Source organism: Pseudomonas sp. microsymbiont 2 (assembly GCF_054788395.1).
The window spans coordinates 3,174,621-3,194,820 of the sequence record NZ_CM139112.1 but is presented as its reverse complement, the minus strand read 5'-3'; the positions used below and the strand labels follow the sequence as shown (position 1 = coordinate 3,194,820).

Here is a 20,200-nt window from a genome sequence, read left to right as displayed (position 1 = left end):
CGCTCATCGATTCTGGTCGGGGTTCCATTGGCTGTAGCTGTGCCCGCGCAGGAACTGCCACAGGCCCACGCTCATGCCGGCGAAGGTGACCAGCACGAAGGCGGCCAGGCGAAACGGGCGCGGCAGACGCCGCTGGGCGTCGAGCAGGCCGGCGATGGCGGCGGCATAGCCGAGCAGTTGCAGGGCCAGGGTCAGGCGATAGAAACCTGGTTCGGCGGCCAGCCACAGGTTGGCCAGCAGCAGCGGCAGGAGCAGCACCGGAGCCAGGCGGCGGATCAGTTTGTGGCTGATCAGGGCGATGGCATACAGGCCGTGACGCGCCGGGTTGAGCAGCTCGCGGCGCGCGGCCAGGCTCAGCAGGCCGCCGACGGTGACACGCTGGCGGCGGCGGAACTGCTTGTCGGCTTGGTCCACGCCCTGGTCAAGCACCACGGCCTCGGGCACATAGACGATGCGCATGCCGGCGGCCGGGGCGCAGGTGCTGATGAAGAAATCGTCGTTGACCTGCCTGGGTATCGGCTGGTACAGCGCCCGGCGCAGGGCCAGCAGCGCGCCGTCGGCCGAGACCATGCAGCCGGTGCGGTTCTCCACCTTGCGTACCCAGGCCTCGTAGTGGCGGTACAGGCTGTCGCCGATGCTCAGGCCCTTGCCTGGGTCGGGAATGATCATGTGCCCGGCGGTGCCACCGACCTGCTCGTCGGCGAAAGGCGCCAGCAGCAGGCCAAGGGTATTGGCCGACCATTGGTTGTCGGCATCGGTGAACACCAGCAACTCGCCCGTGCAGTGCTGCACGGCGCTGTTCAGCGCATCGGCCTTGCCCTGGCGCGGCAAGTCGAGCACCAGTACCCGCGGATCGCCCTGCGCGCGAGCCAGGGCCACGGTGCGGTCGCTGGAGCCGTCGCTGGCCACCACCACCTGCAGCTCGGCGGCCTGGTAGTCCTGACCGAGCACGCTGGCAAGCTTGGCTTCGATATGGCGCTCTTCGTTGTGCGCGGCGATCACCACGCTGACCCGTTGCGCGGCAAGCGGCCCTGGCGTGCGCCGAGGGCACAATGGCGCGGCCAGGGTCAGCAGCAGCGGGTAGCCAACCCAGGCGTACAGTGGCAGCAGCAGGCAAAGCCAGAAGATGAACTCAGCCACGGGCGGGCCTCCTTGCGGTGCGGTTGAACAGGCTGAGGATGAACGCCGCGCCCGCCAGGTGCAGGCGCAGCCAGTGCAGGCCCCAGAGCTGCAGCGTCAGTAGCAGGTCGCGATGCCTGCGGCTCTGGCGCAGGCTCAGGAACAGGGCGGGCAGGGCGCTGATCAGCAGCAGGAACAGCGCCACATGGGGGAAACCATCGAGCAGCGCCGACAACGCCATGGCATCCAGTACCCAGGCCCCCACCGAAAGCATCGGAAAGCGCAGCAGGCGCAGGCTCACGCCATGGCTGCGGAGCAATTGCAGGTGGCTGCCCTGGCGCCACATCTCCTTGCCCAGCCATTCGCGCCAGCTGGCCTCGAAGCCCCAGTGCAGCACCGCCGGTTGGCGCAGCACGCGCAGGCGCGCGCCGGACTCGTGCAGGCGCAGGGTGAAGTCCTTGTCCTCGCCGGTGCGCAGGTGTTCGGCGAAACCGCCGACCTGCTCGAACCAGCTACGGCGCATCAGCAGGTTGGGGGTGGGCAGCCAGGTGCAATCCTGCACGGTCTGGCCGGTGCGCAGGGTTCGGCGCTGCCAGGCCTGGGCGAACCACGGGGCATGGCGCGGGGTGTCGCAATCCAGGGCGAAGACATCGCCATCGCCCCGGCGTTGCAGGTCCAGCAGCAGGTCCAGCCAGTGCTCGGGCACTTCGATATCCGCATCGAGGAACGCCAGCCACTCCCCCTGGCTGGCGCGCACGCCGGCATTGCGCAGGGCGCCGATGGCCACGCCGGGCAGGCTCAGCACCTGGGCGCCATGCTCGCGGGCGATCCGCGGGCCGTCGTCGCTGGAGCCGTTGTCCACCACGATCAGCTCGCAGGCCAGCCCCGCCGCGCTGGCCGAGCGGCGCGCGGCGTCCAGCGTGCGGCCGATATGGCGGGCCTCGTTGAACATCGGGATGACGATGCTCACCCGGCTCATCGGGTCACCTCCGTGGACTGCCGTTCGCGTGCCTGGCCGAGCAGCACGCTGGAGAGCGCGAGCATCAGCCACAGGTACTTGTGGCTCGGTGCGCTGAGGAACATCAGGAACAGGCCGATGGCCAGCATGCTCATGGTCAGGTGGGTCATCAGGTCGGCCTGGTCAGGGTCGCCGGCGGCGCGGAAGGCGGCGCGCGCGCGCCAGAAGTTGCGCAGGGCCAGGGCGATCATGCCGACGAACAGCAGGCCCGCCGGCAGGCCGACCTCGCTGAACAGCTCCAGGTAGGTGTTGTGGGCGCGGCGGTAGAGGTCGGTGGTCTTGCTGTTGACCGGGGCGAAGGCCTTGGAGAACCCCGTGTCGGCGTAGTGCAGCGGGAACGTGCCAGGGCCGGTGCCAAGCAGCGGGCTGTGGCTGATCATCTCCTTGCCCACCACCAGGTAGGAGGCGCGCCGGCCCAGGGACTCGTCCTGGTGGGCGTTGACCCCGGACTTGAGCAGCATCAGCGACTGGATGCGCTCGGCATAGCCTGCCGGCATCAGGGCCACGCCCAGGGGCAGGACGATGGCCAGGCCGAGCATGGCGAAGCCCAGGTGGCGCGGGCGAATGCGTGTCAGCTGTTCGCGGTAGTTGTACAGCACGATGCCCAGGCTGATCAGCAGCACCACCAGCCCAGAGCGCGATTCGGTCTTGGTCATGCCCACCAGCAGCAGCAGGCAGCAGCCGGCCCAGAACAGCTTGACCGGGATCTGCCGGGCCTTGATCGCCAGCCACAGCCCCAGCGGCATGGCGATGGTGATCAGCAGGGCGAAGGCGTTGGGGTCGAGCATGGCCGAGGCACGGCCTTGCTCCTGGTACTTGGTGGAGAAGATCGCGAACAGGCAGGTGACGCAGACGCTGACGGTGATCAGTCGGGCCAGCATCGGCAGGTTGAGGTCGCGACCGACCAGCAGGGTGATGACGAACACCACCAGGCCCACCAGCAGTTCGCGCAGGTGTCCGCCCGACAGGGCCAGGTCGTCACTGGCCCACAGGCTCAGCAGGTACAGGGCCATGAACGGTAGCAGCAGGCGCCACTGGTTGCTGCGCAGGCGCTCGCCAGGCAACTGGCGTACCGCCAGTTGCAGGCTGAGGATCAGCACCAGGCCGATGCCCACCAGCTTGGCGCCGGACACCAGGCCATCCTTGAGCAGCCCTTCCAGCGGCACCAGGGTGGCGATGGCCAACAGGCCCCAGGCCGGCTTGCGGTACAGCACCAGCACGCCGGCCAGGCCGATCACGCCGCCGGGGGCCAGGAACGGGTAGGGGCTGGCCAGCAGTCCCAGGCTCAGCAGGGCCACCAAGGCCACCAGCGACAGGGGAATGATCATGCGACAACCTCCTCGGCCGTGCCCCGATAGACCAGGGCCCAGCGTTGCGCCAGGGTCGGCAGGTGGTAGCGTTCGCGTTGCGTCTGGCGTGCGCCGGCGACCAGTTCGGCGGCTTGCTCGGGGTCCTGCAGCAGGGCCTCGAGGTGCGTGCCCAACTCGTCGCTGGCCAGCGGTGCGGCCAGCAGACCGTTGCGGCCATGCTCGATGACATCTGGGATGCCGCCGACTCCGAAGGCCACCACGGGCACGCCGTCCTGCATGGCCTCGAGCAGGATCATCGGCGTGCCTTCGGTGCGCGAGCTGATGACCAGGGCGTCCAGGCGTTTCATCCAGGCGCGCATGTCGCGCTGGAAGCCCGGCAGGGTAATGCGCCCGGCAAGACCGGCGGCGTCGATGCGGGCCTGCAGGGTTTCGCGTTCGGGGCCTTCGCCGAGCATCACGGCGTGGACCTGCGGGTGACGCTGGCACACCGGGATCAGGGTATCGAGGAACAGGTCGGGGCCTTTTTCGCTGGACAGGCGGCCGACGTAGGCGGCGAGCCAGGGTTTTGGGTCGTGATCGCAATCCCTGTAGGAGCGGCCTTGTGTCGCGATCGGGCGCGAAGCGGCCGCCGCCGCTAGGTAATCCGATGTGCCTGACTTATCGGCGTGGGTGGCCTTGGGGCCGCTTTGCGGCCCATCGCGACGCAAGGCCGCTCCTACATGATCTTCATCAGCCGTGCGGGCTTCAGGCAGACCGTTGGGAATCACCTGCAACTTGGCCTCGGGCACGCCAGCATCGCGGTGGATGCGGGCGATGCTCTCGGCCACGCACACCACCGTGTCCACCGTGGGCGTGCGGCACAGTTGCAGGCTCAGCCAGGTGTAGAAACGCTGCTTGCGGCTGCGCGGGGTGAAACCATGCTGGGTGCTGACCATCGGCAGGCGCCACAGCGTGGCGCCGAGCCAACCGAACAGTTGGCCCTTGAAGTTGTGACTGTTGACCAGTGGGCGCTCGGCCCGGCGCGCGCCAAGTTCCTTGAGCACCGCCCCCAGCCCGTGGCAGGTGTCGCACTCGACCCCGGCCTCGCGAAAACGCGCCACCAGATCGGCCGGGGCATCGAGGAACAACACCCGATGCCGACCGGGCGTGGCCTGGCAATGGTCCAGGAGCATGCGCTCGGCGCCGTAGAACCCGCCACTGCCGAGCAGGTGCAGGATCGGCCGGCTGCCGGCATGCAGCGCGGCGTTCAATTGCGCACCCAGTGCCACAGGCGTGGCAGCGACCAGCTCTTGTGCGGGTTGGGCAGGGCCGGGGTCTGGTCGTTGATCACCAGCAGCACCGGCAGGCCCAGTTCGTGGCTGATCTGCGCCGGATGCTTGAAGCGGTGGTCGAAGAACTCCTTGACGTAGACCACGGCGATGGCCAGCAACAGGCCGGTGACCAGGCCGAACGGAATGATCAGGCCAGGTTTCGGGAAGCTCGCCGAGGCCGGTTCGTAAGGTGCGCTGAGGATCCGCGCGTTGGATTGGCTGCCATCGAGCAGGCCCTGGCCACGGCTTTCCTCATAGCGCTGGGCATAGGTGGAGAAGGCCTTGTGCAGCGCGTCGATCTCGGTGTCCAGCTGGCGGGTCTTGCTCTGGGTTTCGCGCAGTTGGTGGATGCGATCGGTGTAGTCGGCGATGCGTTGGGTCTTCTGGTTGATCACCTGCTGGGTCACGGCCAGATCCTGTTGCCGCTCACGGATGCGGTTCTCGACGATCTTGAGGAACTGCGCGCGCAACTGGGCGATCTGCTGGCGGGCCAGCACCATCTGGTCGGAACCTGGCTGGAATACCGTGGCATCGCCGTTGTAGCGGGCCAGCAGGGTGGTCAGCTGCTCGCCGAGCTGCTTGATCTCGCGGTCCTCGAAGGCCACGTTGTCGACCGTGGTGGTGAAGGTGTAGGGGAACGCGTAGTCGGCCATCTTCGCCTTGCTGGCCGCGGCCAGGCTGGTCTGCAGGTAATCGAGCCACTTCTGGTTCTGCAGCTGGCGATCACGTTGCAGGTTGAGCGCCTGTTCCTCGGTGTTGATGGCATTGAGGCGGAAAGTGATCTCCTCCTTGGGGTCCGACGAGCCGATGGCGGTCAGCAGGCCCAGGCGCTGGCTTTCCAGGTCACCCAGGCGAGCCTGGTAGTGCAGCTTCTTCTGTTCATAGAAGGCTTCGGGCAACTCGTTGGATTGCAGGTCCTGGCGGTTGGTCAGGAAGTTATCGAGCAGGCGGCTGACGAACAGCGTGCCCAGTTTCGCATCGTCGGCGCTGTAGGTGATCGAGATCACGTTGGAGCCAGGCAGGGTTTCCACCTTGAGGTCCTTGACCGCCTGGTCGGTGAGGGCGTCGAGCTGGGTATCGCGGTCATCGGCCACGTTGTTGCCGAACACCCGGTGCAGCGGCTCGATCACGCCATGGCGCAGCGGATCGATCAGGGCGCGGCGCAGCAGGCCGGGTTCGTCGGGGTAGTGCCCCTCCTTGCGCAGCTCGCCGAGGGTCTGGCGGATCAGGGTGGGCGAGCGCAGGATGTTGCTCTCGGTCTCCATGTCGGCCAGCGACGGTGGGATGAACTGGTCGGCCTGCTGGCCCAGCGCCGAGGTGGTGTCGCTCTGCGAGAGCTTCTTCGACTGCACGATGACTTCGGCGGTGATGTCGTAGCTTTGCTTGAGCACCAGCGGCAACAGCACGGCGATCACCGCGAACACCAGGAACACCCGCTTCACCAACTGGCGGTTGGCGAAGAAGATGCGGAAGAACTCATGCACATAGTTTTCTTTCGGTTGCGTGGTCATGGTCCGTCCCCCGGTCAGTCGTCGCTTTCTTTGTTGTCTACGCGGTAGCTGAAGCTGAAGCCGAAGCCCTGGAACAGCACCACGTCGGCCAGTTGCCGGGACAGCTCGGCGGCGCTGGCCAGCTTGGTCTTGGGCACATAGAGCATGTCTTCGGGCTGCAGGTAGGCGAGTTTCTGGCTGCCGCCGGAGAGCGCCTGGTCGACGTCATAGTTGACGGCGTGAACGGTGTTGCCTTCGCGGCGCATGATCACCACCGAGCCGAGCTTGGCCTTGAGGGTCGGGCCTCGCGCCAGGGTCAGTGCCTCGAGCACCGAGACCGGGCGGCGGATCTGGAAGGCGCCGGGCTGGCCGACTTCGCCGAGCACATAGATCTCGTTGGCGGCGGTGGACTTGAGCAGCACGTCCACGCTCATGCGTCCGGGCAGGCTGGCATAGCGCTCGTTGAGGTAGTCGCGCAGTTGGTTGACGGTCATGCCCTGCAGCGGCACCGAACCGATTTCCGGGAAGGTGGCGCGACCGTCGTTGCCCACGGTGATGTCGCGGCTCATGCCGGTGCCGGGGTGGGTCAGGGCGTTCTTCAGGTTGATTTCGTCGGTCATCGGGCTCAGCACCCGCACGGTGACCTGGTCGCGGTTGGGCTTGAACACCCGCTTGTCCTGATAGGCCTGGCGGATCGCGCTTTCAGCCTGGCCCGGGGTCATGCCCTCGACGCGTACCGCCGAGTTGGTGCTGGGCAGGGTGATGGTGCCGTCGGGCTGCACCAGCTGGTTGCCGTTCAGGCCGCTGGCGGCCATGAAGTTCAGGTCCAGGGTGTCGCCGGACTGGATGCGGTACACCCCGGCCGAACGGTTGCTGACATGGAAGATCACTTCCAGCACGTCTTGCGGGCGCAGCACCTGCTCGCGCCGGGCAACCTCCGTGGCCTGGCTCTCCGCCGCCGGCGCGGTGAGGATCTGCACCGGCATCTCGCGGCTTTCCTGGCTGGCGCAGCCGGTCAGGGCCAGCACGCACAGGGCAATCGATGGGTATCTCATGGCGTTCATCCTGTGCGGCCTCTCAGAGGTTGTCGTACAGCCACTTGGGCATGTAGTACTTGCGCTTGTTGAACACGCTGCCGATCAGGCGCGCGCCGGCCTGGGTCAGGCGTTGGGCGGCGGCCTGGGCAACTTCCCAGCGGGTTTCCTCGGCGGTGACCACCAGGATCACGCCGTCGACCAGGGTGCCGATCACCAGGCTGTCGGCACTGGCGTAGATGGCCTCGCCGTCGATCACCACGAAGCGGTACTGGGCGCTGAGCTGGCGCAGCAGCACGCGCAGTTGCTCGGGGTCCAGGCGGTCGCGGCCGCGCTTCCAGGTGCCGGTGGGCAGCACATCGAATGGCTGATCGGACAGGCGCACGATGCAGTCCTGGGCCAGGGGCGGGGTGTCCTGGTCGAACAGCAGGTCGCTGTAGCCGCGCAGCTTGGTCAGGCCCAGTTGCTGGCTGAGGCCGCCGGGGGTCAGGCTGGCATCGATCAGCAGCACGTTGCCCGCGCTCATCAGTGCCAGCTGGCTGGCGAAGGCCAGGGCGCTGGTGCTGGTGCCACTGCCGGTGTTGGCCGCGGTCAGCAGCAGGGTGCGCTGGTCGAGGTCGAGCACGGTGGCGGTCAGGTTGGTTTCGCTTGGGGTAGCGATCGTCAGGCTTCTTGAAGTTGAACCGTCCATCTCAGCTTGCTCCGTGGCCAGTGAAGACTTTGAACGGGGTCTTGAGCAGGATCTTCAGGTCCAGCATCAGGCTCTGTTCGTTGATGTAGCTAAGGTCCAGCTCTACGCGTTGGTCGAAGTCGATGTTGCTGCGCCCGGAGATCTGCCACAGGCCGGTCATGCCCGGGTAGATCGACAGCCGCGCGAGGTGGCTGTCGTGGTAGCGGTAGGCGTTGAACGAAGTGGGGCGCGGACCGACCAGGCGCATGTCGCCGGTGACCACGTTGATCAGGTTGGGCAGCTCGTCCAGGCTGCTGCGCCGCAGCCAGCCGCCGATCGAGGTGATGCGCGGGTCCTTGTCGATCTTGAAGTCGATCGAGTCGGCACCGTGCTTGTTCAGATGGCGCAGCGAGTCTTTCAGCGCCTCGGCGTTGGCGACCATGGTGCGGAACTTGAACATGCCAAAGGCGCGGCCACGGTAACCGGTGCGTTTCTGCACGAAGAACACCGGGCCTGGGCTCGAACGTTTGATCAGCACCGCCAGCACCAGGAACAGCGGCGACAGCAACAGCAGCAGGGTCAGCGCGGCCAGGCACGACAGCACGCGGTTGGTCCGCGACAGGGTCCACGGTCGACCACCGGCGCGCCCGGTGATCCAGCCGCGGCCCTGCATGTGAATGGCCGCATCGATGCGCTGCCGATGCGCCGGGTCCATGCGTTTGTCCTGGTACAGCGCCTGCAGTTGCGCGCTCTTGGGTTGTCCTGTCATACCGCCCTCCGCTGATCTGGCTGCTCGCCCGTGGGCGCCGCTTCGCTGGCGGCGGGCGAGTAGTAACTCTTGAACCAGGCGACGAAGCGCCCGAGCCCTTCATCAAGGCCTATCTGTGGGGTGAAACCGGTGACCCTGGCCAGGGCGCTGGCATCGGCGCAGGTGGCCAGCACATCGCCCGGCTGCAGCGGCATCAGCTCGATCACCGCTTTGCGGCGCAGGTGCTTTTCCAGCAGGGCCAGGTAGTCGAGCAGCTCCACCGGGCGCTGCCCACCGATGTTGTACAGGCGCCAGGGCGCGTGGCTGCTCGCGGCATCCGCGGCGAAGGCGTCCCACTGCGGGTCGGCGACCGGCGGCAGGGGGATCAGCCGCACCAGGCTTTCGACGATGTCGTCGATGTAGGTGAAGTCGCGCTGGTGGCGACCATGGTTGAACAGCTGGATCGGCCGGCCTTCGCTGATGGCCCGGGCGAACTGCATGGGCGACATGTCCGGGCGGCCCCAGGGGCCATACACGGTGAAGAAACGCAGGCCGCTGCAAGGGATGCCGAACAGGTGGCTGTAGCTATGGGCCATGGCCTCGTTGGCTTTCTTGGTGGCGGCGTACAGCGACAGTGGATGGTCCACCGCGTCCTCCACCCGATAGGGCGTGCACTGGTTGGCGCCATAGACCGAACTGGACGAGGCGTACAGCAGATGGCGCACCGGGTGACGGCGGCAGCCCTCGAGGATGTTGAGAAAGCCCGCCAGGTTGCTGTCCAGGTAGGCCTGCGGGTTCTGCAGCGAGTAGCGCACGCCGGCCTGGGCCGCCAGGTGCACCACCACCTCGGGGCGCTCGTTGGCGAACAGCCAGGCCATGCCATCGCGGTCGCTCAGGTCCAGGCGATGCAGCGTGAAGTCGCTGGCCGTCTGCCGTACCCAATGCACGCGGGCGTGCTTGAGCGACGGATCGTAGTAGTCGTTGAAGCTGTCCAGCCCCACCACCTGGTGGCCGTCGAGCAGCAGTTGACGGCAGGTGTGGGCACCGATGAAACCGGCCGCGCCGGTGACCAGCACCCTCATGGCGCGTCCGCCTGCGGGGCGACCTGGCGCAGGCCGATGCCGCTGTAGTGCAGGCCGTGGGCGGCGACCTGCTCGGGGTTGTACAGGTTGCGGCCATCGACGATCACCCGCGCGCGCAGCTTGTCGGCGAGCATCGAGAAGTCGACCACGCGAAAGTTCTTCCATTCGGTGCAGATCACCAGGGCATCGGCGTCCTGCACGGTGTCGTCGCGGGTGGCGCACAGATGCAGATCGTCACGGTAGCCGTACAGGCGCCGACACTCGTCCATGGCCTCGGGGTCGTAGGCGCGCACGGTGGCGCCTTCGGCCCACAGTGCTTCCATCAGGTAACGGCTGGGGGCCTCACGCATGTCGTCGGTGTTGGGCTTGAAGGCCAGCCCCCAGAGGGCGATGGCCTTGCCTGCCAGGCCGCCCAGGCGCTGCTTGAGCTTGGCGAACAGAATGCGCCGCTGCTGGTCGTTGACTTCGCTGACGCTCTGCAGCAGGCGCAGTGGCATGCCGCTGTGGGCGGCGGTGTGCAGCAGGGCCTTGATGTCCTTGGGGAAGCAGGAACCGCCGAAACCGCAGCCGGGATAGATGAAGTGGTAGCCGATGCGCGGGTCGGAGCCGATGCCGCGACGGACCGCCTCGATATCGGCGCCCAGGTGCTCGCTGAGGTTGGCCAGCTCGTTCATGAAGCTGATGCGGGTGGCGAGCATGGCATTGGCGGCGTACTTGGTCAGCTCGGCGCTGCGGTTGTCCATGAACATCAGCTTTTCGTGATTGCGGCAGAACGGCGCATACAGTTCGGCCAGCTGGTCATGGGCGACTTCGTCGAGGGTGCCGACGATGATCCGGTCCGGGCGCATGCAGTCGGCCAGGGCGCTGCCTTCCTTGAGAAACTCGGGGTTGGACACCACGCGCACCTGCAACTGGTTCTTGCCCAGGCGCTGCAGCTCGTCGCGGGCCAGGGCCATGACCTGGTCGGCGGTGCCTACCGGCACGGTGGACTTGATGATCAGGGTATGGTCGGTCTCCATCAGCGCGGCGATCTGCCGGGTGACGTTGAGCACATGGGTCAGGTCCGCCGAGCCGTCTTCGTCGGGTGGCGTGCCGACGGCGATGAAGATCAGCTCGGCATGGCTGACCGCATCGCTGGCCTGGGTGCTGAACAGCAGGCGGCCTTCCTTGATGTTGTCCTCGAGCAGGTCCGACAGGCCGGGCTCGCTGATGGGCGGGACGCCTTGGCGCAACTGATTGATCTTGTGGGTATCGACATCCACGCACAGCACCCTGTGGCCAACGTCCGCCAGGGCTGCTGCCTGTACCAGTCCTACATAACCGGTGCCAAAAACGCTCACGTCCATGCGCAGTGCCTCGAATGGATGAGTAAGGGAGATGAAACAGTGGTGTGAATTCGGTATAGCTCAGCTGGGAGGATTTGCGTCAAAGCAATGGCATGTTTCGTCGAATTTACAGACCCCAGCAAAACGGGCCATCTGCCACCAACCCGTTTCCAATCCGGGTCTTAGCGAACATAGCTAGTGGCAATTGGCCGTTCGACGAACCGATGAACGGTTCAATGCGGCTAAATAAGCGGGTTGCAGACGATAGGGATAATCAACAGCAGCTTGCGACAGGTGCCAGATTCCAGAGCTGGGATATCGTCGGAAAATTGACTTTTTCACGTTGTGGTTTGTTTCACAGCTGCTACGGTTTGAGGAGAATTCCATGACCGGAGTGGCCGAAAACATGCGCGGATGGATCAAGATTCTGCTGTTGCTCGCCTATCTGGGCAGCTTTCATGCCTATTACCTGGAGCGCATAGAAGCCTTGGGTATTGGCCTGGCACTGGTGCTGTACCTGGGCGTCTTCGCGGTGTTGGCCGGGGCCCTGCTGCTGGCGGCCTTCACGCGCCCTGGCTGGCTGCGCTGGTCCTTGGCCGTGGTCTTCGCGGTCAGTGCGGTGTTTCTCGATGCTTATGCCCGCATCACCGATTCCTACCTGACCTATAGCGCGTTCGTTTCCATGGTCTATGCCGGCGGCTTCGTGCAGGAGGCGCTGCAGCAGTACCACTACGCCATCACCCTGGCCGCGGCGCGGGCGCTGTTGCTGCTGCTGGGCCTCGGCCTGCGCCCCGGCGCCAGGCCCCGTCTGCCGAGCATGTTGCCGCCGTTGGCGCCGGTGTTGGCCCTGCTGGTGCTGATCGCGATCCTGTTCGTGCGGGCGGGCGAGGGGGCTCGCGGATTGCCAGTGATGTATACCCCGCTGGCCTACCTGAGCCTGTTCAGCTATGAGTCCCTGCACGATCATGTCGGACCGCGCCAGCCGGTGACCCTGGCGCAATCCGGCCCGCCCATGGCGCGGGACATCGTGCTGCTGATCGACGAGAGCATTTCCGGCAACTACCTGGACCTGAACACCCCCCTTGGGGTCACCAGTCACCTGGCGCAAGCCCAGCCTGGGGTGAGTATCGTCAATTTTGGCTATGCCGCGTCCATCGCCAACTGCAGCGCCGATACCAACGTCACCCTGCGCTATGGCGGGACGCGAGGCGACTACCTGCGCATCAACTCGACCCAGCCGTCGATCTGGCAGTACGCCAAGCGCGCGGGCCTGGGCACGATCTACATCGATGGCCAGCGCACCAACGGCAACCTGCAGAATCTGATGGACGCCGCCGAAAAACGCGACATCGACCAATTCATCCAGTTCGACGAGACGCCCGTCGTGCAGCGTGACATGGCGGCGCAGGCGAAACTGGTCGAGTTGCTCAAGGATGGCAAGGCGCAACTGATCGTGGTGAACAAGGTCGGTGCGCACTTCCCGGTGCACGACAAGTATCCCGACGATTTTCTCAAGTACCAGCCGGCCCTGCCTCGCGGTCGCTTCGTCGACATCGCCGACACCGGCACGCGTGATGGCTTCGACGGCACTTCCCAGGACTGGGTGTTGTACCGCAACGCCTACCAGAACACCGTGCTGTGGAACGTCGGCGAGTTCTTCCGGCGCCTGTTCGCCGAGGCCGATCTGAGCCAGGCCGTGGTGCTCTATACCTCCGACCATGGCCAGGACCTGCATGAGCGTGGCAACCCGGGGCTCAATACCCACTGCGACAGCGATCCGGTGCCGGAGGAAGGCTTGGTGCCCTTGGTGGTGATTCAGGGGCAGGGGCTGAGAACGCTCGACTGGCAGGGGCACCTGGAGGTCAACCGCAACGCCTCCAGTCACTACAACCTGTTCCCCACGCTGCTCAAACTGATGGGGTATGACGGTGCTCAGGTGAGCGCGCTGTACGGTCGCTCACTGGATATGCCGACCGAGGATCCGTTCACCTTCAACGTGCGCTTCAATGCACGCTTGGGAGCCAAGCCGGATTTCCGTCATATCGACCTGGGACAGATCGTCACTCCCGCCAGTGTTCTGGCGGCGCAGCCGATGCCGGTGGGCAAGGCGGATTGATTACATAAGAATATCTGGCGTTTATCTGGGCCGCTCTGCGCCCCTTCGCGGGGGCTTTTGCGGTGGGCACGATGGCCTTGCGTGGGTGAATCGTCTCTGGTCGGTCAATGTGCCGCGGCACGGTCCCACAGTGCCCGAAAGCCTTGCGCCTCTTCCACGAGCCAGTCATGCACCGCGCGTGCGCCTGGCTGGCTCAGCCCGCCCGGTGGATAAAGCAGCACATAGCGCTTGTGGTTGGCGATCGGCACGCCGAACGGCACGATCAACGCACCCCGCTCCAGTTCGTCATTGAGCAGGGTGCGTCGGGCGATGGCCACGCCGACGCCGGCGATGGCCGCCTCGATGGTCAGGTGATTGCGGTTGAAGGTATGTCCACGGCGCACATCCAGCCCGCTGGCGCCGATTCCGTCCAGATAGAACTCCCATTCGGCGTACTCCGAGCTGCCGCGCCAGGCGGTGATGTCGTGCAGCAACGGATAGTGCGCCAGGTCGCCGGGGCCGTGCAGCGGTGGCCGGCCGCGCAGCAGCGCGGGGGAGCAGACCGGAAAGATCTGCTCGTCCAGCAGCGGGGTGGAGAGCATGCCCGGGTAGCTGCCGTCGTTGAGGTCGATGGCCAGGTCGAAGTCGTCCGGGTGCAGGGCCTGGTTGCTGTCCTCGGCCACCAGGCGCAGTTCGATGTCCGGGTAGCGCTGCTGGAAGCGCGGCAGGCGTGGCGTCAACCATTTGGCCAGGAACGAGGGGATCGAGCGCAGGCGCAGGGTGCCGCGGATTTCGCCGGCGTCCAGGCGCAGCAGCTCGGCCTCGATGCTGCCATAGGCCTCGGTCACGGTCTGCGCCAGGCGCTGCCCTTCGGCGGACAGCTCCACGCCTCGGGCTCGGCGCAGGAACAGGCGAAAGCCCAGGCGCTCTTCCAGCTGCCGCATCTGTTGGCTCACCGCGCCGGGGGTAATGTGCAGCTCTTCGGCGCAGCGGGTGAACGACAGGTGCCGCGCCGCACAGGAGAACACGTGCAGCCAGACGAACACCTGGCCATTGAGTGGCCCTCTCATCGTTTAGTCCTGCTAAAGGCTTGTGTAGAAAGTTTCGTTGGTCAAGCCGAGCTTGGCGCGGCAGTATCGCGCAACTTTGCATTAACGTTCAATTTTTCCAGAGAGCCGTGGCGCACGTCAGTTCGCTGTCACGGTCAGGCATTAGCATGGCTATCAGTGTTTTCGACCTTTTCAAGATTGGCATCGGCCCGTCCAGCTCCCATACCGTCGGCCCCATGCGCGCCGCGGCGACCTTTGCCCAGGCACTGCGCGAGCGCGGTCTGCTGGCCCAGGTGAGGCGTGTCGAGGTGCGTCTCTATGGGTCGCTGTCGGCCACCGGCGTCGGGCATGCCACGGACCGTGCCTGCCTGCTCGGGTTGATGGGGCAGTGGCCAGACCGGATCGATCCGCACAGCATCGAACCGCGCATCGATCAGCTGATGCAGGAGCAATGCCTGATGCTCGACGGCAGCCAGCCCATCGAGTTCCAGTATGGCCGTGACATGCGCCTGCTCGACGAAAACCTGGCCTATCACCCCAATGCGATGACCCTCGAGAGTTTCGACGAGCAGGGCAGCCTGTTCAGCCAGACCTATTATTCCGTGGGCGGCGGTTTCATCGTCGAGCAAAGCGAGATCGACGCGCCGCAGCGCGACGCGAGCCAGGTCCAATTGCCCTATGAGTTTTCCAGCGGCGACGAACTGCTCGCGCTGTGCAAGGCCCACGACCTCAGCGTCAGCCAGCTGATGCTGGCCAACGAGTGCGCCTGGCGTCCGGAAAGCGAGGTGCGCGCGGGGTTGCTGAAGATCTGGGCGGCCATGGGCGAATGCGTCGACAATGGCCTGCGCAATGAAGGCATCCTGCCTGGTGGGCTCAAGGTCAAGCGCCGGGCGGCGCGTCTGCATCGCAGCCTGCAGGAGATCGGCAAGCCCAACGTGATCGGCTCGACCCTGAGCGCCATGGAGTGGGTGAACCTGTTCGCCCTGGCGGTCAACGAGGAGAACGCCGCAGGCGGGCGCATGGTCACCGCGCCCACCAATGGTGCGGCGGGAATCATCCCGGCGGTGCTGCACTACTACATGAAGTTCAATCCCGGCGCCTGTGACGATGACGTGGTGGCGTTCCTCCTGGCGGCGGCGGCGGTGGGCATCCTGTGCAAGAAGAACGCCTCGATCTCCGGCGCCGAGGTCGGCTGCCAGGGCGAGGTGGGTTCGGCCTGCTCCATGGCTGCCGCTGGCCTCGCCGAAGTGCTTGGCGCGACGCCGCCGCAACTGGAGAACGCCGCCGAGATCGCCCTGGAACACAACCTGGGGCTGACCTGCGATCCGGTCGGTGGCCTGGTCCAGGTGCCATGCATCGAGCGCAACGCGATCGCCGCGGTGAAGGCGATCAACGCCGTGCAGATGGCCCTGCGCGGCGACGGCGAGCACTTCATCTCCCTCGACCGGGTGATCCGTACCATGCGCGACACCGGCGCGGACATGCACGCCAACTACAAGGAAACCTCGCGCGGCGGCCTGGCCGTCGCTTTCGTCGAGTGCTGATGGCTGCGCTGTAGGAGCGGCCTCATGCCGCGAAAGGCCGCAAAGTGGCCCCGGCGATCCTCATATCACTCTGAAATCTGGGGCTGCCCTGCAGCCCTTTCGCGGCACAAGGCCGCTCCTACAGGGGGCGGTATCAATCTGCGACACCCGCTGTACCTGCGACAAAAACAACTACAAAGGCGATACCCATGACTGATGTACAAAGCACCACGAGCATTCGTGCGGATTCGGCTGCCCAGGCTGCGGCCACCGGCACGACCACCTGGAACCGTCACGACACCACCTGGGCACTGGGCCTGTACGGTACGGCGATCGGCGCCGGTACCCTGTTCCTGCCGATCAATGCCGGGGTAGGGGGCTTCTGGCCGCTGCTGATCCTGGCCTTGCTGGCTTTCCCCATGACCTTCTTCGCCCACCGGGCCCTGACCCGTTTCGTGCTGTCTGGTCGCAAAGGCGGCAACGAGGACATCACCGAAGTCGTCGAAGAGCACTTCGGCGTGGGCGCCGGCAAGCTGATCACCTTGCTGTACTTCTTCGCCATCTTCCCGATCCTGCTGGTCTACAGCGTGGCGCTGACCAACACCCTGACCAGTTTCTTCGAACACCAGCTGCATATCGGCGCGCCGCCCCGGGCACTGCTGGCGTTGCTGCTGATCTGCGGGCTGATGATCGTGGTGCGTTGCGGTCAGCAGCTGATCGTCAAGGCCATGAGCCTGCTGGTGTACCCCTTCGTCGCATCGCTGCTGTTGCTGGCCCTGAGCCTCATCCCCAACTGGAACGGCGCTTTCTTCGCCCAGGCCAACGAAGGCATCAGCGCCTCGAAGCTGCTGCTGACCCTGTGGCTGGCGATCCCGGTGATGGTGTTCTCGTTCAACCACTCGCCGATCATCTCGGCCTTCGCCGTCGACCAGAAGCACCGCTACGGCGCCGACGCCGACCGCAAGAGTGGTCGCACCCTGGCCACGGCTCACGTGATGATGGTGCTGACGGTGATGTTCTTCTGCTTCAGCTGCGTGCTGGCCCTCAGCCCTGCTGATCTGGCCGCGGCCAAGGCGCAGAACATCTCGATCCTGTCGTACCTGGCGAACCACTTCCAGACGCCGGTGATCGCCTTCGTCGCGCCGCTGATCGCGTTGGTGGCGATCACCAAGTCCTTCCTCGGCCATTACATCGGTGCCAGCGAAGGTTTCCAGGGCATGATCGTCAAGAGCCTGCGCGGCCGTGGCAAGACCTGGCCGGCCAAGCGCCTGGAGCGCGCCACGGCGCTGTTCATGCTGGTGACCTGCTGGGCGGTGGCGACCGTGAACCCGAGCATCCTCGGGCTGATCGAGAGCCTGGGTGGTCCGGTGATCGCCTGCCTGCTGTTCCTGATGCCGATGTACGCCGTGCACAAGGTGCCCGCGCTGCGGCAATACTCGGGGCGCTTGTCGAACGTGTTCGTGGTGCTGATCGGTCTGATCACGCTGTCGGCGATCGTCTACAGCTTCGTTGCCTGACGAAAGACCCTGCCTGCCGGCATACATTCATGGATGGTCGCCGGCAGGACGGATCAGGCTCCGATCACTTGGCCTTTTGCTGCAACGCCACGAAGCTGCGGCGCATGTCGCTGGCCCAGCCATCGAGCACCGGCTTGACGTCGTTCAAGGTCAGCTGGGTGCTGTCGTTCTCCAGCTCCTTGCCGCTGCCCTTGCGCACCACCTGCGCCAGTACCTTCTGGCTGGCGCCATCGAGGAAGGCCGCTTCCACCGCCACGTCCACGGCCTGGTCGCGACCACCTGCGGCGGTGTTGACCGCCGCGGCGACCAGGGCGATGGGAATCACTTCATAGGGCTTGAGGCCCTCGGTACTGGTGGAGACGGCGGTGATCGCCGGACGTACCACGATGGTGTTCGGCCCTGGTTCCTTGACCAGGGTGAGCACGCTGCCCAGCTCGCGGCGCATGGCCTCGTTGAAGTAGCGGGTGATTGCCTGGAGGGTCTGCGCCGAGATCACGGCGGTCGGCTGCGGCTTGGGATAGAACTGGCTCGGCTCGATGAACACCTTGGTGTACTGACTGGCCTTGACGTCCGGGTCGATCCAGCGCATCACCGGTGCGCCGGAGATGCTCTCGGCTGGCTTCAGGCGGCTGTAGTCCTGGAGAAAGCCGGAATAGTCCTTGGGGTCGACCCGATTGCTGGAACAGGCAACCAGGGCCAGCAGGGCGGCACACAGCAGGGTGGTGCGAGGCAGTCGCTTCATGATGACGGGGTCCATGAGGGAGATGGCCAGGACAACGCTAGCAGGTGCTGGGCCGAAGGCCAGCATTCTGGCGAGCTGCGGTTGCGGTTTCCCACCGCACTGCCCGAGCGGGACGACTGTTCATTTATGTTCGAGGCTGGAAAAGTATGCCCTTTACGGGTATGGTTTGGGGCGTCCGACATGGAAGTGTACAAGCGCAGGGAATTCGCCCGTTGGCAGCTCAGGGAATGTCTGCCGGACTGGATGCTGTGCCAGGCGGTCGTGGAGATGCAGAGCGGACTGGTGGACGCCAGCCTTGGCGGGCTGTTGTTCAAGAAGCGCGTAGCGGGCCATGGCGGCGGCAAGCGCGGTGGATATCGCACGTTGCTATCGGCACGCATCGGCAGCCGATACGTATTTCTCCACGGTTTTGCCAAAAGCGACCTGGCCAATGTCACGCCAGGCGAGCAAAAGGCCTTGCAGTTCACCGGCAAGGTATTTCTGGAATTGTCACCGCATGACGTGGCCAAGGCCCTGGATTGCGGCGTATTGATGGAGGTCCACTGTGACCAGCGAACTCATTGAATCGTTACGCGCCGACCTGACGGCCCTCGAGCAGGCGGGCGCGATCGGTAAAGTCACGCTGCGCGATTTCGAGGCGATCTGCCCGGCGCCGGTCCGCGCATTCAGTGCCCAGGACATCAGGCGCCTGCGCGAGGCGTTGAATTTCAGCCAGCCGGTGTTCGCCCTGCACCTGCACACCAGTGCCTCCACGGTGCGCAAGTGGGAGCAGGGCGAGACACGGCCCGCGGGACCGGCCCTGAAGCTGCTCAACATCATCGCCGACAAGGGTCTGCAAGCCATTCTCTGAGCACCGCCGCGCTCAGCCCAGCGTCTCGCGCAGCCGGTACCAGAGCATGCCCAGTGCCAGCAGCGGCGAGCGCAAGGCCTTGCCACCGGGGAAGGTCAGGTGCGGTACGGCGCTGAACACATCGAAGCCGTAGCTGTGCTCGGTTGCAATCGCCTCGGCCAGCAGCCTGGCGGTCCAGTGGGTGACGTTCAGCCCGTGCCCCGAGTAGCCTTGGGCATAGAACACGTTGGGGTGCTGGCTCAACCGGCCGACCTGGGGGAAGCGGTTGGCGGTGATGCCGATCATGCCGCCCCACTGGTAGTCCAGGCGCACCTCGGCCAGCTGCGGGAACACCTTGAGCACCTTGGGCCGCATGTAGGCGCCGATGTCCCTGGGGTCGCGCCCGGAGTAGTGACAGGCGCCGCCGAACAGCAGGCGGTTGTCGGCGGTCAGTCGGTAGTAGTCCAGGCCGACCTTCTGGTCGCACAGCGCCATGTTCTGCGGGATCAGCGTGCGCGCCAGGGCTTCTGGCAATGGCTCGCTGGCCACCACGTAGCTGCCGGCCGGCAGCACCTTGCCGCTCAGGCGCGGCTCCAGTTCGTCGAGGTGGGCATTGCAGCCCAGGATCAGGCTTTGCGCCCGCACCTTGCCGCGCGCGGTGTGCAGGGTCACGGTGCGGCCATGCTCGATGCGCAGCACCGGGCTCTGCTCGAAGATGCGCACGCCCAGGCCGTGGGCGGCGCGGGCTTCGCCCTGGACCAGGTCGAGCGGGTGCAGATGGCCCGAACCCATGTCCACCAGGCCGCCGGCGTACAGGTCACTGGCGACGATCTCGCGCATGCGCTCGGGGCCGACCAGGCGTGTTTCGTGGCGATACCCCAGCTCGGCGAGGTCGCGCTGTTCGTCTTCGAACGCGGCGAACTGGGCGGGCGTGTTGGCCAGCTCGCAGAAGCCCCAGCGCAGGTCGCAGGCAATGTCGTACTGCTTGATGCGATCGGCCACCAGGGCCACCGAGTCGATGCCGGCCTGCTTGAGGTAGCGCACGCCATCCTGGCCAACGTGGCGGGCAAAGCCCGACACGTCATGGCCGATACCACGGATCAACTGGCCACCGTTGCGTCCGCTGGCGCCCCAGCCGACGCGACGCGCCTCCAGCAGGATCACCGACAAGCCGCGCTCGGCCAGCTCCAGGGCGGCGTTGACCCCGGTCAGGCCGCCACCGACGACGCAGACATCGGCGTGCAGGTCCTGGTCGAGCATCGGGTAGGGCGTGCCTTGACGCGCCGTGGCGGCGTAGTAGGACGCAGTATGTTCATTCATGTTCGGCATGGCTGTGCTC

General features: G+C 65.8%; 18 protein-coding genes. 5 read left to right on the top strand and 13 right to left on the bottom strand.

Annotated features, from left to right (window positions below; translation table 11 throughout):
• Positions 1-3: 3 nt before the first annotated feature.
• From ACYUME_RS14165 to ACYUME_RS14120, 10 genes are read right to left on the bottom strand one after another with little or no spacing between them, the layout of a single operon-like run.
• Positions 4-1,140, bottom strand: coding sequence for a glycosyltransferase (locus tag ACYUME_RS14165; protein ID WP_460415232.1), 1,137 nt, complete (start codon positions 1,138-1,140; stop codon positions 4-6).
• A complete protein-coding gene (locus tag ACYUME_RS14160; RefSeq protein WP_460415230.1) occupies positions 1,133-2,098 on the bottom strand; it encodes a glycosyltransferase family 2 protein in 966 nt (321 codons plus the stop codon). The genes ACYUME_RS14165 and ACYUME_RS14160 overlap by 8 nt, the downstream gene beginning before the upstream one ends.
• Complete coding sequence (locus ACYUME_RS14155) at positions 2,095-3,465, bottom strand: O-antigen ligase family protein (RefSeq protein WP_460415228.1); 1,371 nt, start codon at positions 3,463-3,465, stop codon at positions 2,095-2,097. Before ACYUME_RS14155 ends, ACYUME_RS14160 begins: the two co-directional genes overlap by 4 nt.
• Positions 3,462-4,697 (bottom strand): glycosyltransferase family 4 protein, encoded by a 1,236-nt coding sequence (locus ACYUME_RS14150; RefSeq protein WP_460415226.1) that lies wholly within the window; start codon positions 4,695-4,697, stop codon positions 3,462-3,464. Before ACYUME_RS14150 ends, ACYUME_RS14155 begins: the two co-directional genes overlap by 4 nt.
• Positions 4,694-6,268 (bottom strand): GumC family protein, encoded by a 1,575-nt coding sequence (locus ACYUME_RS14145; protein ID WP_279882231.1) that lies wholly within the window; start codon positions 6,266-6,268, stop codon positions 4,694-4,696. The genes ACYUME_RS14150 and ACYUME_RS14145 overlap by 4 nt, the downstream gene beginning before the upstream one ends.
• Positions 6,269-6,282: 14 nt before the next feature.
• Positions 6,283-7,302 carry a polysaccharide biosynthesis/export family protein gene (locus ACYUME_RS14140; protein WP_279882232.1) on the bottom strand — a complete coding sequence of 340 codons (1,020 nt, stop codon included), beginning with the start codon at positions 7,300-7,302 and terminating at the stop codon, positions 6,283-6,285.
• Between the two features lie 22 nt (positions 7,303-7,324).
• Positions 7,325-7,972 (bottom strand): CpsD/CapB family tyrosine-protein kinase, encoded by a 648-nt coding sequence (locus ACYUME_RS14135; protein WP_460415223.1) that lies wholly within the window; start codon positions 7,970-7,972, stop codon positions 7,325-7,327.
• A 1-nt stretch (position 7,973) separates the two neighbouring features.
• Positions 7,974-8,720 (bottom strand): sugar transferase, encoded by a 747-nt coding sequence (locus tag ACYUME_RS14130; protein ID WP_460415221.1) that lies wholly within the window; start codon positions 8,718-8,720, stop codon positions 7,974-7,976.
• Positions 8,717-9,781 (bottom strand): NAD-dependent epimerase, encoded by a 1,065-nt coding sequence (locus ACYUME_RS14125; RefSeq protein WP_460415219.1) that lies wholly within the window; start codon positions 9,779-9,781, stop codon positions 8,717-8,719. Before ACYUME_RS14125 ends, ACYUME_RS14130 begins: the two co-directional genes overlap by 4 nt.
• Entirely contained in the window at positions 9,778-11,127 is a 1,350-nt protein-coding gene (locus ACYUME_RS14120; protein WP_460415217.1) for a UDP-glucose dehydrogenase family protein, read from the bottom strand. Before ACYUME_RS14120 ends, ACYUME_RS14125 begins: the two co-directional genes overlap by 4 nt.
• A 385-nt stretch (positions 11,128-11,512) precedes the next feature.
• On the opposite strand from ACYUME_RS14120, the gene ACYUME_RS14115 reads away from it, so the two are divergent.
• Entirely contained in the window at positions 11,513-13,222 is a 1,710-nt protein-coding gene (locus ACYUME_RS14115; protein ID WP_460419365.1) for a sulfatase-like hydrolase/transferase, read from the top strand.
• A gap of 104 nt (positions 13,223-13,326) precedes the next feature.
• On the opposite strand, the gene ACYUME_RS14110 is transcribed toward ACYUME_RS14115, so the two are convergent.
• Positions 13,327-14,271 (bottom strand): LysR substrate-binding domain-containing protein, encoded by a 945-nt coding sequence (locus ACYUME_RS14110; protein ID WP_460415215.1) that lies wholly within the window; start codon positions 14,269-14,271, stop codon positions 13,327-13,329.
• 146 nt (positions 14,272-14,417) lie between these two features.
• On the opposite strand from ACYUME_RS14110, the gene ACYUME_RS14105 reads away from it, so the two are divergent.
• Positions 14,418-15,794: an L-serine ammonia-lyase gene (locus tag ACYUME_RS14105; RefSeq protein WP_460415213.1), complete on the top strand. Its 1,377-nt coding sequence runs from the start codon at positions 14,418-14,420 to the stop codon at positions 15,792-15,794.
• 188 nt (positions 15,795-15,982) lie between these two features.
• On the top strand, positions 15,983-17,290 hold the full coding sequence (locus tag ACYUME_RS14100) for a serine/threonine transporter (protein WP_460415211.1): 1,308 nt from the start codon (positions 15,983-15,985) through the stop codon (positions 17,288-17,290).
• 64 nt (positions 17,291-17,354) lie between these two features.
• On the opposite strand, the gene ACYUME_RS14095 is transcribed toward ACYUME_RS14100, so the two are convergent.
• A complete protein-coding gene (locus ACYUME_RS14095) occupies positions 17,355-18,032 on the bottom strand; it encodes a DUF3313 domain-containing protein (RefSeq protein ID WP_279882245.1) in 678 nt (225 codons plus the stop codon).
• Between the two features lie 180 nt (positions 18,033-18,212).
• On the opposite strand from ACYUME_RS14095, the gene ACYUME_RS14090 reads away from it, so the two are divergent.
• Entirely contained in the window at positions 18,213-18,596 is a 384-nt protein-coding gene (locus ACYUME_RS14090) for a type II toxin-antitoxin system RelE/ParE family toxin (protein ID WP_279882247.1), read from the top strand.
• On the top strand, positions 18,577-18,882 hold the full coding sequence (locus ACYUME_RS14085) for a helix-turn-helix domain-containing protein (RefSeq protein ID WP_460415208.1): 306 nt from the start codon (positions 18,577-18,579) through the stop codon (positions 18,880-18,882). The genes ACYUME_RS14090 and ACYUME_RS14085 overlap by 20 nt, the downstream gene beginning before the upstream one ends.
• 12 nt (positions 18,883-18,894) lie before the next feature.
• On the opposite strand, the gene ACYUME_RS14080 is transcribed toward ACYUME_RS14085, so the two are convergent.
• The gene (locus ACYUME_RS14080) at positions 18,895-20,190 is read right to left on the bottom strand and encodes an NAD(P)/FAD-dependent oxidoreductase (RefSeq protein WP_460415207.1); all 1,296 of its coding nucleotides are present in this window, start codon (positions 20,188-20,190) and stop codon (positions 18,895-18,897) included.
• Positions 20,191-20,200 lie beyond the last annotated feature (10 nt).

Coding starts and splice junctions, on each gene's coding strand:
- ACYUME_RS14120 (WP_460415217.1), bottom strand. CDS start 11,127: ATGGACGTGAGCGTTTTTGGCACCGGTTATGTAGGACTGGTACAGGCA.
- ACYUME_RS14095 (WP_279882245.1), bottom strand. CDS start 18,032: ATGAAGCGACTGCCTCGCACCACCCTGCTGTGTGCCGCCCTGCTGGCC.
- ACYUME_RS14105 (WP_460415213.1), top strand. CDS start 14,418: ATGGCTATCAGTGTTTTCGACCTTTTCAAGATTGGCATCGGCCCGTCC.
- ACYUME_RS14155 (WP_460415228.1), bottom strand. CDS start 3,465: ATGATCATTCCCCTGTCGCTGGTGGCCTTGGTGGCCCTGCTGAGCCTG.
- ACYUME_RS14115 (WP_460419365.1), top strand. CDS start 11,513: ATGCGCGGATGGATCAAGATTCTGCTGTTGCTCGCCTATCTGGGCAGC.
- ACYUME_RS14110 (WP_460415215.1), bottom strand. CDS start 14,271: ATGAGAGGGCCACTCAATGGCCAGGTGTTCGTCTGGCTGCACGTGTTC.
- ACYUME_RS14145 (WP_279882231.1), bottom strand. CDS start 6,268: ATGACCACGCAACCGAAAGAAAACTATGTGCATGAGTTCTTCCGCATC.
- ACYUME_RS14160 (WP_460415230.1), bottom strand. CDS start 2,098: ATGAGCCGGGTGAGCATCGTCATCCCGATGTTCAACGAGGCCCGCCAT.
- ACYUME_RS14125 (WP_460415219.1), bottom strand. CDS start 9,781: ATGAGGGTGCTGGTCACCGGCGCGGCCGGTTTCATCGGTGCCCACACC.
- ACYUME_RS14130 (WP_460415221.1), bottom strand. CDS start 8,720: ATGACAGGACAACCCAAGAGCGCGCAACTGCAGGCGCTGTACCAGGAC.
- ACYUME_RS14090 (WP_279882247.1), top strand. CDS start 18,213: ATGGAAGTGTACAAGCGCAGGGAATTCGCCCGTTGGCAGCTCAGGGAA.
- ACYUME_RS14100 (WP_460415211.1), top strand. CDS start 15,983: ATGACTGATGTACAAAGCACCACGAGCATTCGTGCGGATTCGGCTGCC.
- ACYUME_RS14135 (WP_460415223.1), bottom strand. CDS start 7,972: ATGGACGGTTCAACTTCAAGAAGCCTGACGATCGCTACCCCAAGCGAA.
- ACYUME_RS14140 (WP_279882232.1), bottom strand. CDS start 7,302: ATGAGATACCCATCGATTGCCCTGTGCGTGCTGGCCCTGACCGGCTGC.
- ACYUME_RS14080 (WP_460415207.1), bottom strand. CDS start 20,190: ATGCCGAACATGAATGAACATACTGCGTCCTACTACGCCGCCACGGCG.